This is a genomic window from Kineococcus xinjiangensis, assembly GCF_002934625.1.
GTDB lineage: Bacteria > Actinomycetota > Actinomycetes > Actinomycetales > Kineococcaceae > Kineococcus_A > Kineococcus_A xinjiangensis.
Genome location: NZ_PTJD01000008.1, coordinates 1 through 13525 on the forward strand (window position 1 = coordinate 1; position 13525 = coordinate 13525).

Annotated in this window: 13 protein-coding genes and 2 tRNA genes; 4 read left to right on the forward strand and 11 right to left on the reverse strand. The window is 74.2% G+C overall.

From position 1 onward, the window contains the following. The first annotated feature begins 429 nt into the window (after window positions 1–429). Window positions 430–633 (forward strand): hypothetical protein, encoded by a 204-nt coding sequence (locus CLV92_RS20985; RefSeq protein WP_146099505.1) that lies wholly within the window; start codon window positions 430–432, stop codon window positions 631–633. Between the two features lie 125 nt (window positions 634–758). Here CLV92_RS20985 and CLV92_RS11955 read toward each other — a convergent pair whose 3' ends face one another. The 7 genes from CLV92_RS11955 to dnaG form a co-directional block, all read right to left on the reverse strand. Continuing rightward, window positions 759–1268 carry a DUF2199 domain-containing protein gene (locus CLV92_RS11955; RefSeq protein ID WP_158257219.1) on the reverse strand — a complete coding sequence of 170 codons (510 nt, stop codon included), beginning with the start codon at window positions 1266–1268 and terminating at the stop codon, window positions 759–761. A 173-nt stretch (window positions 1269–1441) separates the two neighbouring features. Continuing rightward, window positions 1442–1515 (reverse strand) — tRNA-Ile (locus CLV92_RS11960). A 106-nt stretch (window positions 1516–1621) separates the two neighbouring features. Next, on the reverse strand, window positions 1622–1825 hold the full coding sequence (locus tag CLV92_RS11965) for a hypothetical protein (protein WP_104433076.1): 204 nt from the start codon (window positions 1823–1825) through the stop codon (window positions 1622–1624). Beyond that, a complete protein-coding gene (locus CLV92_RS11970; RefSeq protein ID WP_104433077.1) occupies window positions 1822–3087 on the reverse strand; it encodes a glycerophosphodiester phosphodiesterase in 1266 nt (421 codons plus the stop codon). The genes CLV92_RS11965 and CLV92_RS11970 overlap by 4 nt, the downstream gene beginning before the upstream one ends. Window positions 3088–3215: 128 nt before the next feature. Next, window positions 3216–3920: an HNH endonuclease family protein gene (locus CLV92_RS11975; protein WP_245886746.1), complete on the reverse strand. Its 705-nt coding sequence runs from the start codon at window positions 3918–3920 to the stop codon at window positions 3216–3218. 81 nt (window positions 3921–4001) lie between these two features. After that, a tRNA-Asn gene (locus tag CLV92_RS11980) sits at window positions 4002–4074 on the reverse strand. Between the two features lie 146 nt (window positions 4075–4220). Continuing rightward, entirely contained in the window at window positions 4221–6113 is a 1893-nt protein-coding gene (gene dnaG / locus CLV92_RS11985) for a DNA primase (RefSeq protein ID WP_104433079.1), read from the reverse strand. Between the two features lie 225 nt (window positions 6114–6338). Between dnaG and CLV92_RS22880 the strand changes: the two genes are divergently transcribed. Continuing rightward, entirely contained in the window at window positions 6339–6473 is a 135-nt protein-coding gene (locus CLV92_RS22880; RefSeq protein ID WP_281256925.1) for a hypothetical protein, read from the forward strand. Window positions 6474–6609: 136 nt separating this feature from the next. Next, window positions 6610–7362: a DUF4190 domain-containing protein gene (locus tag CLV92_RS20990; protein ID WP_146099506.1), complete on the forward strand. Its 753-nt coding sequence runs from the start codon at window positions 6610–6612 to the stop codon at window positions 7360–7362. A gap of 30 nt (window positions 7363–7392) precedes the next feature. On the opposite strand, the gene CLV92_RS11995 is transcribed toward CLV92_RS20990, so the two are convergent. The 4 genes from CLV92_RS11995 to CLV92_RS12010 all read right to left on the reverse strand — a co-directional run bounded on the left by CLV92_RS11995 (window position 7393) and on the right by CLV92_RS12010 (window position 12705). Beyond that, window positions 7393–8679 (reverse strand): deoxyguanosinetriphosphate triphosphohydrolase, encoded by a 1287-nt coding sequence (locus tag CLV92_RS11995; protein WP_104433220.1) that lies wholly within the window; start codon window positions 8677–8679, stop codon window positions 7393–7395. Between the two features lie 22 nt (window positions 8680–8701). Further along, window positions 8702–9883, reverse strand: coding sequence for a tRNA dihydrouridine synthase DusB (gene dusB / locus CLV92_RS12000; RefSeq protein ID WP_104433080.1), 1182 nt, complete (start codon window positions 9881–9883; stop codon window positions 8702–8704). 196 nt (window positions 9884–10079) lie between these two features. Next, window positions 10080–11204 carry an acyl-CoA dehydrogenase family protein gene (locus CLV92_RS12005; protein ID WP_104433221.1) on the reverse strand — a complete coding sequence of 375 codons (1125 nt, stop codon included), beginning with the start codon at window positions 11202–11204 and terminating at the stop codon, window positions 10080–10082. Window positions 11205–11304: 100 nt separating this feature from the next. Then, on the reverse strand, window positions 11305–12705 hold the full coding sequence (locus CLV92_RS12010) for a glycine--tRNA ligase (RefSeq protein ID WP_245886751.1): 1401 nt from the start codon (window positions 12703–12705) through the stop codon (window positions 11305–11307). A 224-nt stretch (window positions 12706–12929) separates the two neighbouring features. Here CLV92_RS12010 and CLV92_RS12015 point away from each other — a divergent pair, with 224 nt between their 5' ends. Further along, window positions 12930–13352: a Fur family transcriptional regulator gene (locus CLV92_RS12015; protein WP_104433082.1), complete on the forward strand. Its 423-nt coding sequence runs from the start codon at window positions 12930–12932 to the stop codon at window positions 13350–13352. Window positions 13353–13525 lie beyond the last annotated feature (173 nt).

The window sequence follows — 13525 nt, forward strand, 5'->3', positions numbered from 1 at the left end:
GAGGTCCTTCGAAGCATCACGCGGTGGCCGCCTTCTCATGCGTCAGCCACGCCCGTCAGCCGGGCCGGTCGTACACCACTCTCATGGACGCCACTTTCGGGCGATCCGTTCACCTGAGGCGATGCCCCTCCCCCGCCTCTGAACCTGGACGATGGCGAGCGGGCACCCGCCGTTGGACGCAGCGCTCTCGCGGGGTCTCGTGCCGCATCCGCGCCACACCGGCGCCGGACGCGGTGGTCGTTGCTCGGCAGCTGTCAGGCTGGACGAGTGAGCAGCTCCGAGGAGGCGGACGAGTCGCCGGGCCCGTCAACGGAGGATGAGGCCGAGGTGCTCACGAGACAGTTGGGTGGAGCCATGAGGGACTGGCTGACGGCACGTCAGGCTCCCGAGGTCCGCCTACGGCTGGAAGGCCCGTTTCCAGCGGCCCCCATGGACCCCAGCTGGTTCCTGCGGATCGAGGCACCGTTCCGGGAGGCTGACCTGCTGGTCTTCTCCGACGGTCGACTGGACCTCTCGTGGTACGACCCGCGGGACCTGGATGCCGGCATGCGCAACGAAGGACACGGTCACCTGTCCCCCACGAGCCTCGTAGCCCTGCTGGAGCGCCTCGTGCGCCCGGAGGGCGCCGTGTAGTCCCGAGCGACGCGGAGTGGTGTCGCTCGGTCGTACCAGTGCGGTTGGCGGGTCGTCGAGCCGTCGCGGGTGTCGTGGAGCGGTGGGGTTGTTGCTGCACTTGGACCCTGTACCCGCCGGGTCGCTCAGGCGTGCAGGGCGGCGGGCGAGGTCTGGGTGATCATCCGGTTGAGCAGCGGGTGGGTGCTGGCGTGCAGGTAGGGCGTGTGATCCTCGTCGCGCACCAGCGCTGACGCTTCGGCTCCCAGGACCCCGCCCGGAGCGATGTCGTTGGCGAGGTGGCCCTCCAGGCGCAGGTCCACGTACGCCGGCTCGAGCCAGACGGTGAACGCCCGCCGCATCTCGTCCGAGCGCACGGCCAGCCAGGTTCCATAGGTCACCGACGTGCCGTCATCCAGCCGGAGCGGCAGCAGGACCCGGACGAAGGAGCCCGGGCCCGGAGCCTCCATCATCACCGAGCTCGTGGCGGTGTCGTGGCTGAGCCAGACGTTCTCGGTGCGCTCCTGCTCCGACAGGCTCAGCACGGGATCGGGCCAGGTGAAGCGGACGTGCCGGTCGCTCGGCTCGGCGGGGCTGCCGCAGGTGGCGCAGGTGGCGCAGCACTCTGGGCTGTCGTGGTCGTGAGCGTCGTGCACCTGGACATGATGACCGCTGCAGCGGCGTGCTGAGCGAGAGCGCACTCTGATGCCGTAGTCGCCGGCACGCCTGGGCCGCACGGACGCGCCTCGGCAGCCATGACGCTGGACGTCTACGCCGGTCCGTCCGGGGGCGACCTGGACGCTGTGGCCGATCGCTGCGGAAGCGCAGGTAGGGCGGGTGGGGCTCGAACCCACGACCGACGGATTATGAGTCCGCTGCTCTGACCGGCTGAGCTACCGCCCCCCGTGGACGCATCCCCGCAGACCGGAACCTGCGGAACGGCCCACGGCCCGAGCCTACCGCTCGGCTCCGGAAGCTCGCCCACCGCCGATCCGCCGACACCGCGCGGTCACGGCCGCGGACCGCGCGCCCGCTGGTCGGCCTCGGCGGACTCGACGGCCTGCGCCCGGCTGGGGTGCGGCTCGGACCTGCCCCCGTCCGCACGCCGGATCCACACGTAGCCCTCCGCGACCTCGGTGACGGAATAGCCGTCGGGATCGGCCGGCCCGTGGCCGGGGAGTTCGCGTCCGGAGACTTCGCGCGCGTCGCTCACGTGAACACCACCTCCTGGAACCGGACGGCGCCACCTCGGCGACCGATGTGCAGGAACCCGAGTTCGGGACCGGCCGCCGCGGGAGCGGACGCCGCTCCCGGAGCGTCGGTCCGGGCGAGCGACACGCCCGCCGCCGCCACGGTCACCCTCAGCGGAACCCAGTCCCCGGCGACGACGGCGGTGCTACCCGCCTCCGCGACGGGCGCCCCCACCCCGTCACCGAAGCGGCGGATCACCAGCCGTCCGTCGCGGTGCAGCAGGAACTCGTAGCCCTCGCCCCCGGAGACGGACCCGTCGAACGGCAGGTCCGTGGTGGACAGGACCAGCGAACCGGCAGCGTCCTCCCCGAGGCCGTCGACGCACATCGCGACGTCCAGGGTGAAAGCGGACGGATCAGCCGGACCGAGCGAGCCCAGCAGCACCCACGCCGCCGAACCCTCCGCGTCGAAGCCGAAGGAACCGTCGGAGTGGAAGCGGCCGCGGACGCCACCGTCCGGCTGCATGCCCGGCATCCAGTCCCCACCGGCGAACGCGTCACGCCGGTGCCTCCGCGCTCCGTCGCGCAGGTAGACGGGGTCGTCGGAGAAGCAGGCGTCGACCCCGCAGGGCTTGAGGTTCCGCCACCGCCACAGCCGGTTCACGGTGTAGCAGGCGACCTTGACGCCGAGCGTGTGCGCCGACCGGCACAGGGACGACGTCACCGCCTGCGCCTCTACCCCGATCCAGCTGATGCCGTCGGCCGCCGCGGCGGCGGGGTCGGTCGACCCGAGCCACAGCGTCTGCCAGCCGCGCTCGACGGCGACCCGGCACTCCGGCCGGGAGAAGGACTGCACCAGCACCGTCTCCCGGTCGACGCCGGAGGACTCCAGGGCGTCGAGCATCGGCGCCATCGTCCCCGGGGACTTCGCCTCGGGGCACAGCAGCGCGCGGCCCCCGAACTCCGCCAGGACCTCCTCGAACAGCGGAGGGCGCAGGTCGTCACCCCAGTTGCCGCCCAGGTACGTGCCCGCGTCGATCCTCAGCCGCTTCCAGGACGCCGCCGTGTGGTCGCAGACGTTGCCGGTGGAGGTCGTCGTGCGGTCCACGGTGCCGTCGTGCATGACGCCCAGCGCCCCGTCGGCCAGCACCTGCACGTCCTGCTCGAGGACCTGCAACCCCTGGCGCAGCGCCCAGCGGTAGGCCTCGAGGGTGTTCTCCGGGGCCTGCAGCGCACCACCGCGGTGCGCGATGAGGAACCCGGCCGGCAGGTCGGCGAAGCGCACGCGGCCACGCTAGCGGACACCCCGCAGGTGACACGGCGGGACGGCGTCGCCCCGTCGCGTCACCGAACCGTGCGCGGCAACCTCTGGAGTCCGCCGCCGGCGCAGGACGCGTGAGCAGTTTTCCGCCCCTACCGCGGCAGGGGCTGGTCCGGGCACTGCGAGAGCACGTCGACCATCGCGTCGCGCTCGGCGGGGGTCACCCACAACCCGTAGCGCACCTTCACCGCGACCTGGCGGGCGATGTACGGGCAGCGGTTGCGCGGCGGCAGCCACGTCGCGGCATCCCCGGCGCCCTTCTGCTGGTTCAGCGCGCCGTCGACGGCGACCAGCTCCAGCGGGTCGTTGGCGAACTGCTCGCGCTGCTCGTCGCTCCACTGCTGGGCGCCCTTCTGCCAGGCGTCGGCCAGGGCCACGACGTGGTCGATCTGCACGTCGTCGCTGGTGCCCCGCCCCCGCTGGAAGGGGATCTCCCGCCCGCTGTAGGGATCGCGCAGCACGCCGGCCTGCACGATGCAGCGGTCGTCGCTCCGGGCGCGGACGTCCTCCAGGTCGCGGCGGAGGATGTCGTTGCGGGTGTCGCAGCCGTTGCCGTCGGGATCCAGCCAGCCGCCGCCGAACTCGTCGCGGGAGTACCCGGTGCGCGGGGCCCGGCCCTTGACCTCGAGCTGCTCCACCGCCGCCAGCGCCGTGCCCGGAGCCGCATCGACCGGCGCCCCGTCGGGCAGCCCGACCAGGACGACGGCCGCGAGCGCCAGGAGCAGGGGCAGGAGGACGGCGGCCAGGACGCCGCGCAGGCCCATGCCGGTGCGGCGCCGGGACCGGCCTCGAGCCACCACACCTCCCCTGCCGCGCACCGCAGCGCGCCCGGACACGACGGGAGGCGCACGACGATGTCGTGCGCCTCCCGGGCGAAGCTCCCGCCATTGGACTCGAACCAATAACCTGCCGGTTAACAGCCGGCTGCTCTGCCAATTGAGCTAGGCGGGATCACTCTGTGCATTTCCTGCGTACTGCACTGCACTCTCCACATCGGGCGATGCCCGCCGCGGCTGCAGCACGTTCACCCTACCAGCCCAGCGCAGGGCCGGTGCAGCCACGGTGCGTCACGCGCCGCGCCCCGACCTCGCCCGCGATCACCCGCCGAGAGCGCGGTCGCGCCAGGCGCGGCGGTCGGCCTCCAGCCGCAGCAGCTCCGCGAACGCCCGCTGGTACTCCTCCACGTCGGCGGCCGGATCCAGCCGTCCCAGCCGCCGCCTCAGCTCCGCGACCGCCCGGGTGGCGGCCTCCGCCGCCAGTGCCGCGACCACGGACCCGGCCCAGCGCTCCAGCTCGGACTCGTCGCTGACGGGCAGGTCGGCCACTGCCAGCTCGTTGACCAGCGGGGCCACCCCCTCCCCCGAGTAGGACAGCACCCGCGCCACCCACTCCGGCCCCGGCAGGGCCTCCGCGGGACCACCCGCCGCCGCGATCGCGTCGTGCACCGCGCGGTGCACCGGCACCACGAAGGCGCCCTCGGGCAGCGCGTCGAAGTCCTCGGCGACCAGCTGCGGGTGCTGCAGGGCGCACGCCAGCACCCGCTGCTCCAGCTGCACCACCGGGTCCCGCGGGTCCGGCCGCGACACGGCGGGGGCCGGGGCCTGAGCCGCAGCGGGGGTCGGGGTGGTCGCCTCCGGACCGCGGCCACGCCCACGCGCCGCCTGGGCCACCCGCTGGAGCACGAAGCGCTCGTCCATGAACCCCAGCCAGCGGTCGAGCTGCACGGCGTAGCGCTGTCGCAGCCCGGAGTCCCGCAGCTGCGCCACCACCGGGGCCGCCGCGTCGAGCGCCGCCAGCCGGCCGGCCTCGGAGTCCAGGTCGTAGCGGCGCAGCGTCGAGCGCACCGCGAACTCGAACAGCGGCACGCGCCCGGCGACGAGCGCCACCACGGCCGCGTCACCCGCCGCCAGCCGCAGGTCGCACGGGTCCATGCCGCTCTGCTCCACGGCCACGTACGTCTCGGTGGTGAAGCGGGAGTCGAGCTCGAAGGCCCGCAGCGCCGCCTTCTGCCCGGCCTCGTCACCGTCGAAGGTGAAGATCACCTCTGCCCCGGCCTGGTCGCCCAGCAGACGCCGGGCGACACGCACGTGCTCCTCCCCGAACGCGGTGCCGCAGGTGGCGACGGCCGTGGGGACCCCCGCGAGATGGCAGGCCATCACGTCCGTGTAGCCCTCCACGACGACGAGCTGGTTGCGCTTGGCGATCTCGCGCTTGGCCAGGTCGATGCCGTAGAGGGCCTGGGACTTCTTGTAGACGGGCGTCTCGGGGCTGTTGACGTACTTGGCCTCGATGCGGTCGTCGTCGAAGAGCCGCCGCGCGCCGAACGCGATCACCGCGCCGGTCACGTCGCGGATCGGCCACACGAGCCGGCCGCGGAAGCGGTCGTAGAGGCTGCCGCGCTGGGAGCGCCCCGTCAGGCCGGCGGTCACCAGCTCGTCCTCGGTGAAGCCCCGCCCCCGCAGGTGCCGCAGCAGCGCGTCGCCGTCGCGGGGGGCGAAGCCGACCCCGAAACGGGCCGCCTCCTCCCGGCTGAACCCCCGCTCGGCGAGGAAGCGGCGCGCGGCGTCCGGGTCGCCCGGGGCCTGCAGCCGCTCGGCGAAGTGCTCCGCCGCGACCCGGTGCGCCTCCAGCAGCCGCTGCCGCTGCCCGCCGGGCACCTGGGGGCGCGCGGGACGGCCGCCGTCGTCGATGTAGCGCAGCTGCACGCCGGCCCGGCCCGCCAGTCGCTCGACGGCCTCCACGAACGACAGCGACTCGATGCGCTGCAGGAAGGAGATCGCGTCACCGCCCTCGCCGCAGCCGAAGCAGTGCCAGTAGCCCACCTGGGGCCGGACGTTGAAGCTCGGGCTGCGTTCGTCGTGGAAGGGGCACAGGCCCTTCATCGAGCCCACGCCCGCCGGCTTCAGGGCGACGTGCTCACCGACGACCTCGTCGATCCGCACGGCGTTCTTCACCGCCGCGAGATCGTCGGGGTTGATGCGGCCGGCCACCGGGCGATCCTAAGCGGGCGCACCGACGGCCGTCCGGGGGCGCGGCGGTACCGGTGGAGCGCGTGCGCGCCTATGCTCGAGGTCTGCCGTGCGAGGAGCTCCGCGCCTCGTCCCTGCGCCCCGGGCTCCGATGGAGGTCTCCCTCCCGGGCGGATGGCGTGCGGCCCGTGCACCACATCAGCCGCCCCGACAGCGTGAGCTGCGGGCGCCGGCAAGGAGCAGACCATGGACAAGTCCCCGCGACAGAGCTCCGCCAAGAAGTCCGGCAAGTCCCTGAAGGAGAAGCGGGCCGACAAGAAGGGCAAGGCGGCGGCAGCCTCCACGGCCAGCGCGACGGCCGACGCCGTCCGCAAGCACTGACCGCACTCCTGGACGGCGCGCGCTGACCGCCCGCCCGGACCGCCCCGCAGACCGCGGGGAGGGTCCGGGCGCGGGCACCGCCGGATCCCGGCGAACGCCCCACGCGCGGGACGCCGGCGCCCTACGCTCGTCCCCCGTGCATCCCGCCCCGCAGTCCGCCCCGCCCGTTCCACCCGCTCCCGCCGCTGCGCCGCGCAGCACCGACGGCATGTCCGTCGCGGCCCTCGTCACCGGCCTGCTCGGGACGGGCCTCGTCGCGGTCGTGCTGGGCATCGTGGGCCTGGGCCGGACCCGGCGCAACGGCACCGCCGGGCGGGGCATGGCCATCGCGGGCATCGTGCTCGGCGCGATCGCGACCGTCACCACCGCCGTCGCGCTCGTCGCGCTCCTCCTCAGCGGCACCCTCGCCGTCCTGCTCGCCGGCGACACGGCGACCTCCGGCGAGGAGCTGTCCGCCCCGCCCGCCGCACCCGCGCCGGTGGAGCCGGTGGAGCCGGAGGCGGCGGTCGACGACGCGCCCGCCCCCGATGCGGTCGAGGACCACCTGCTCTTCGACGCCTTCATCGGCGCCTGCTACGCCCACGACCCCCAGGCGAACCCTCCCGCCACCACCGCCACCCCGTGCTACGAGCCGCACAACGGCCAGATCCTCACCTCCTTCCACGCCGACGCCGGCCCCTTCCCCGGGGACGAGGCCCTGCACCAGCTCGCCGAGGAGCGCTGCATCGCGCAGGTCGGGGAGGAGTTCGGCGGCGAGATCCCGCTGGAGCAGTTCAGCGCGGACTGGTTCATCCCCACCCAGGAGAGCTGGGAGGCGGACGACCACCGCGAGGTCTATTGCGCCGTGCTCGGTGACGCGGAGTCGAGCACCTCGCTGCTCATCCCCTGACCCGTCCACCCGCCCGGCCGAGGGCCGGCCTCAGGCCAGGCGGGCGTGCAGGGTGACCGCCGAGGAGTCCGTCAGCGACGCCACCTGGTCCACCACGACCCGCAACCGCTGCGCGTCGTCGTCCGCCGCGGCGTAGTCCTCGGCGAACGGCGGCTCCAGCGCGTCCGGTGCCCGCCGCAGCAGCGCGGCGACCAGCTCCAGGAGCAGCTCCCGCTGCCGCGCGTAGAGCGGCTGCCGCTCCAGGGCCACCATCACGAAGACCGCGGCCACCCCCTTCAGGGCCGCCACCTCCACGGCCGTCTCGTGCGGCACGACGACGTCGGCGCCGAAGCGGGTCAGGCGTCCCGGCCCGTGCACCGCCCGCGTCGCCACCTCCGCGGCACCCGCGAAGCGGCCGATGAGCTGGCTCGTCATGTCCTTCAGCGCCGCGAGGTGGCGCCTGCCGCCGAAAGGCTCCCCGTCCGGCTCCGCAGCCCAGTAGGGCAGCGCCGCCAGCCGCAGCAGCGCCGCGTCGACCTCCTCGTCCCCGACCGCCGGCAGGTACCACTGGCGCACGAGGGCGGCCACCGTGGCCCGCGTCTCCGGCGACTGCAGCCAGCGCAGACGCACGTGCCCGGCGACGACGGCGTCCTCGACGTCGTGGACGGAGTAGGCGACGTCGTCGGCGAAGTCCATCACCTGCGCCTCGACGCAGCGCCTCCCCGGCGGCGCGCCCTCGCGCAACCACCCGAACACCGCCGCGTCGTCGTCGTAGGCGCCGAACTTGCGGGTCGGGCCACCGGGCGCCCCGCCACGCCGCCACGGGTACTTCGTCGAGGCGTCCAGGCTGGCGCGAGTGAGGTTCAGGCCGGCGCAGCGGCCGCCGGGACCCACGACCTTCGGCTCCAGCCTCGTCAGCAGCCGCAGCGTCTGGGCGTTGCCCTCGAAGCCGCCGATGTCGCGGGCCACCTCGTCGAGGGCCTGCTCGCCGTTGTGGCCGAAGGGCGGGTGCCCCAGGTCGTGGGCCAGGCAGGCGGTGTCCACGACGTCGGGGTCGCAGCCCAGCGCGGCGCCCAGCTCCCGCCCCACCTGGGCGACCTCCAGGGAGTGCGTGAGCCGGTTGCGGACGAAGTCGTCGCTGCCCGGTCCCACCACCTGCGTCTTCGCCGCCAGCCGGCGCAGCGCCGCGGAGTGCAGCAGCCGGGCGCGGTCGCGGGCGAACGGGCTCCGGGCGTGGGTCTTCGGGGGCTCGGGGACCCAGCGCTGCACGTCGGCCGGGCCGTAGCCCTCCGCCAGCGCGCGCTCCCCCGCCCCGGCGGGCGTCGGGCCCCCGTCCACCAGGTCCCCGGCCACCTGAGCCTCACCCACCCGACACCGACAGCTCCGCCTGGCGCACCACGGCCAGCGCGGGCCCCGAAAGCTCCTGGTCGTCCAGCCAGCCCTCCGGCAGCGCCACCCGCTGCGGCGAGCCCGCCCGCCCGCGCGGCCCCTCCGCGGTCTCCCCCGGGTGCGGCTGGTCGAGGTCGAGAGTGGCGAGCAGCTCGTCGAGGGCGGCGAGGGTGTCGACGAGGCCGAGGCGGGCGCGCAGGTCCCCGCCCACGACGTAGCCCTTGAAGTACCAGGCGATGTGCTTGCGGATGTCGCGGCAGCCCTTCAGCTCGTCGCCGTAGTGCTCCACGAGGAGCTCCGCGTGGCGGCGCACCGTGGCGGCGACCTGCCCCAGACCCGGGCGCACCCGCTCCGCGCGCCCCGCGAAGCCGGCCTCGAGGTCGGCGAACAGCCACGGCCGGCCCAGGCAGCCGCGGCCGACGACGACCCCGTCACAGCCGGTGCGGCGCACCATCTCCAGCGCGTCCTCGGCACTCCAGATGTCGCCGTTGCCGAGCACGGGGACGGTCGTGACAGCCTCCTTCAGCCGGGCGATGGCGTCCCAGTCGGCCTGGCCGGAGTAGTGCTGCTCCGCCGTGCGCCCGTGCAACGCGACCGCCGCCACCCCCTCCGCCTCCGCGGCACGCCCCGCCGCCAGGTACGTCAGGTGGTCCTCGTCGACGCCCTTGCGCATCTTCACGGTCACGGGGACGCCCTCGCGGGAGGCCTCCGTGACGGCGGCCCGCACGATCTGCGTGAACAGCTCGTGCTTCCACGGCAGGGCCGCACCGCCGCCCTTGCGGGTCACCTTGGGCACCGGGCAGCCGAAGTTGAGGTCGATGTGGTCCGCGAGGCCCTCGCCGACGACCATCCGCACCGCCGCCCCCACCGTGGCGGGGTCCACGCCGTAGAGCTGGACGCTGCGGGGGTGCTCGTCGGGGTCGAAGGTCACCAGCCGCATCGACTCCGGCGTCCGCTCCACCAGGGCGCGGGAGGTGGTCATCTCGCTGACGTAGAAGCCCCGCCCGTGCTCGCGGCACAGCCGCCGGAACGCCGCGTTGGTGATGCCGGCCATGGGGGCCAGCACCACGGGGGTCGGCGACTCGTGGGGGCCGATCCGCAGGGGGGCCACGGCGGGGGCGGGCGCGTCGGGGGCGGTGCTCACGCTCCCCATGATGACTGCTGCCCCCGACGCACCGGGGCGCGGTGCGGGCCCTCCCCCTCAGCCGCGGTGCGCGGAGAGGCCGACGTGCCAGCCGGCGAGCAGGCGGCGAGCGGGCAGGGGGATGACGCGAGCCACCTCCTCGTCGCCGGACGGTGCGGCGACCCCGGGCACTTCCGGGAGTGCTCCGGTCGACGCGTCGCCCGGCTCAGGAGAAGGCCCGGAGCCCCGTCACCGCGTGACCCACGACGAGGGTGTGCACCTCGTCGGTCCCCTCGTAGGTCCGCACCGACTCCAGGTTCGCCATGTGCCGCATCACGGGGTAGTCGCTGGTCACCCCGTCGCCGCCGAGGATCGTGCGGGCGGTGCGGGCGATCTCCAGCGCCTCGCGCACGTTGTTGAGCTTGCCGACGCTGACCTGGGCCGGGGTCAGCGTCCCCGCCTCCTTCAACCGCCCCAGGTGCAGGGCCAGGAGCAGGGCCTTCTGGTGCTCCACCACCATGTCGGCGACCTTCGCCTGGGTCAGCTGCAGCTCCGCCAGCGCCTTGCCGAACACCTGCCGCCGCCGCGCGTGCCGCACCGCGGCCGCGATGCACTCCCGCGCCGGGCCCAGCACCCCCCACACGATCCCGTAGCGGGCCTCCCCCAGGCAGGAGAACGGCGCGCGCAGGCCGACCGCCCCCGGCAGGGCCGCCTCCGCCGGCAGCCGCACGGAGTCCAGGTGCAGCTCGCACTGCACCGAGGCCCGCAGGGAGAGCTTGTTGTCGATGTCGTGCGCGGAGAAGCCGGGCGCCGACGTCGGCACGAGGAAGCCGCGCACGCCGTCCTCCGCCCGCGCCCACAGCACCACGACGTCGGCGACCGACCCCAGGCCGATCCAGCGCTTGCGCCCGTCGAGGACCCAGTCGCCGCCGTCGCGGCGGGCGGTGGTGGTCATCGCGGCCGGGTCGCTGCCGGCGCCGGGCTCGGTGAGGCCGAAGCAGCCGATCGCCCGGCCCGCGGCCATCGCCGGCAGCCACTGCTCCTGCTGCTCCGCGGTGCCGAACCGCGCGATCGCGGACATCGCCAGCGAACCCTGCACCGAGACGAACGTCCGCCAGGCGGAGTCACCGGCCTCCAGCTCCATGCACGCCAGGCCGTAGCTGACCGCACCGGCCCCGGCGCACCCGTGGCCGCGCAGGTGCATTCCCAGGACGCCGAGTTCCCCCAGCTCCCGCACCAGCTCCCGCCGGAAGTGCCGGTCCTCGAAGTCGGCGTCCACGACCGGCGCGATGCGCGCGGCCACGAACTCCCGGACCCGGCGCTGCCAGCCGAGCTCCTCCTCCGTGAGCAGGGCCGAGGCCCCGAGGAGGTCCGCGTCGACCTCCCCGGTGCCCGCACCCCGCGCGGTCCCGTCGTGCTGGGCCCCGTCGCCCGCCACGCGAACCGCCCTCTCAGCAGCCGATGAGGCGGGCGCCCAGCCAGGCCGTGACCTGGTCGAGGGCGACGCGCTCCTGCTGCATCGTGTCGCGCGAGCGGATCGTCACCGCCTGGTCCTGCAGGGTGTCGAAGTCGACGGTGATGCAGAACGGCGTGCCGATCTCGTCCTGGCGGCGGTAGCGGCGGCCGATGGCCTGCGCGTCGTCGAACTCCACGTTCCAGTTGCGGCGCAGCTCCGCGGCGAGGTCGCGGGCCTTCGGCGACAGCTCCTCGTTGCGCGACAGCGGGAGCACCGCGGCCTTGACGGGAGAGAGTCGGTGGTCGAGGCGCAGCACCGTGCGCTTGTCCACGCCGCCCTTGGTGTTGGGCGCCTCGTCCTCGGCGTAGGCGTCGACGAGGAACGTCATGAGGGAGCGGGTCAGGCCCGCTGCCGGCTCGATGACGTAGGGGGTGTAGCGCTCGTTCGTCGCCGGGTCCAGGTACGTCAGGTTCGCCCCGGAGTGCTTGGAGTGCGTGGACAGGTCGAAGTCCGTGCGGTTGGCGATGCCCTCCAGCTCACCCCACTCCGAGCCGGTGAACCCGAACCGGTACTCGATGTCCACCGTGCGCTTGGAGTAGTGCGACAGCTTCTCCTGCGGGTGCTCGTAGAGCCGCAGGTTCTCCCGCTCCACCCCGAGGTCCACGTACCACTGCAGGCGGGTGTCGATCCAGTACTGGTGCCACTCCTCGTCCGTGCCCGGCTGGACGAAGAACTCCATCTCCATCTGCTCGAACTCGCGGGTCCGGAAGATGAAGTTGCCCGGCGTGATCTCGTTGCGGAAGCTCTTGCCGATCTGGCCGATGCCGAAGGGCACCTTCCGCCGGGCGGTGTCCTTGACGTTGAGGAAGTTCACGAAGATGCCCTGCGCGGTCTCCGGGCGCAGGTACGCCAGGCCCGACTCGTCCTCGGTGACGCCGAGGTAGGTCTTGAGGAGGCCGTTGAACTGCTTCGGCTCCGTCCACGAGCGGTTGCCGCAGTTCGGGCAGGGCACCTCGGCCAGCTGCACGGCGTCGGGGTCGGGGCGGCCCTTGCGCTCGGCGAACTCCTCCTGCAGGTGGTCCTCGCGGTAGCGGCGGTGGCAGGACTGGCACTCCACCAGCGGGTCCACGAACGCCTCGATGTGACCGGACGCCTGCCACACCTGCCGCGGCAGGATGATGGAGGAGTCGAGGCCGACGACGTCCTCGCGCGACTGCACGACGGAGCGCCACCACTGCTTCTTGATGTTCTCCTTGAGCTCGACCCCGAGGGGGCCGTAGTCCCAGGCGGAGCGGGTGCCGCCGTAGATCTCCCCGCAGGGGAAGACGAAGCCCCGGCGCTTGGCGAGGCTGATGACGGCGTCGAGACGGCTCTCGGACGAGGACTGCTTGGCCACTTCGGGCTCCATCCGGCTGGGTGTCGGCGGGCGTTCGCTCCGGCGGCGCACCGGGCGGCGCCGGACCACCGCCCGCGAGGGCGCGCGGTGGCGAGGACCGAGGCTACGCCTTGCCGCCCTCGGGCGGCGGCACGGGCGTCCCCGGGGCGGGTTATCGTCTGGCTGGCACCGCGGCCGCCGCCGCGCGGCCGCACCCGACCGCCCCTGGAAGGACCCCGGATCCCATGGCCGTCCCGCAGCGCAGGTCGACCCGGCAGCGCTCGGCGGTCTCGGCGGTCCTCGACGAGGCCGACGGCTTCCTCTCCGCCCAGGACCTGCACGCGCGCCTGCGCGCGCGCGGTGACGCGGTGGGCCTGGCGACGGTGTACCGGACGCTGCAGGCGCTGGCGGAGGACGGCGACGTCGACGTGCTGCGCACGGACGAGGGCGAGGCCGTCTACCGCCGCTGCTCCAGCGGGCACCACCACCACCTGGTCTGCCGCCGCTGCGGGCGCACGGTCGAGATCGAGGGCCCCGCCGTGGAGACGTGGGCGCGGCGGGTGGCCACCGAGCACGGCTTCGTCGACGTCCAGCACGTCGTGGAGGTGTTCGGCGTCTGCGGCCCCTGCGCCGGGGCCGACGAGGCCGCGGTCGGCGCCGGGGCCTGACCGGCAGGCCCCGGAGAGCCCTACCAGCCCACCGGCGCAGCGACGCGACTTTGACGTGGGCGTGAGGCACGACACACTAAGCGCGCGGCCAGCCCCCGGCCGCGCGGACGAGAGGTCCGCTGAGACGACGGCACAGCGGTATCAGCGCCGATACCCGCCCAGCAGCGAGGACG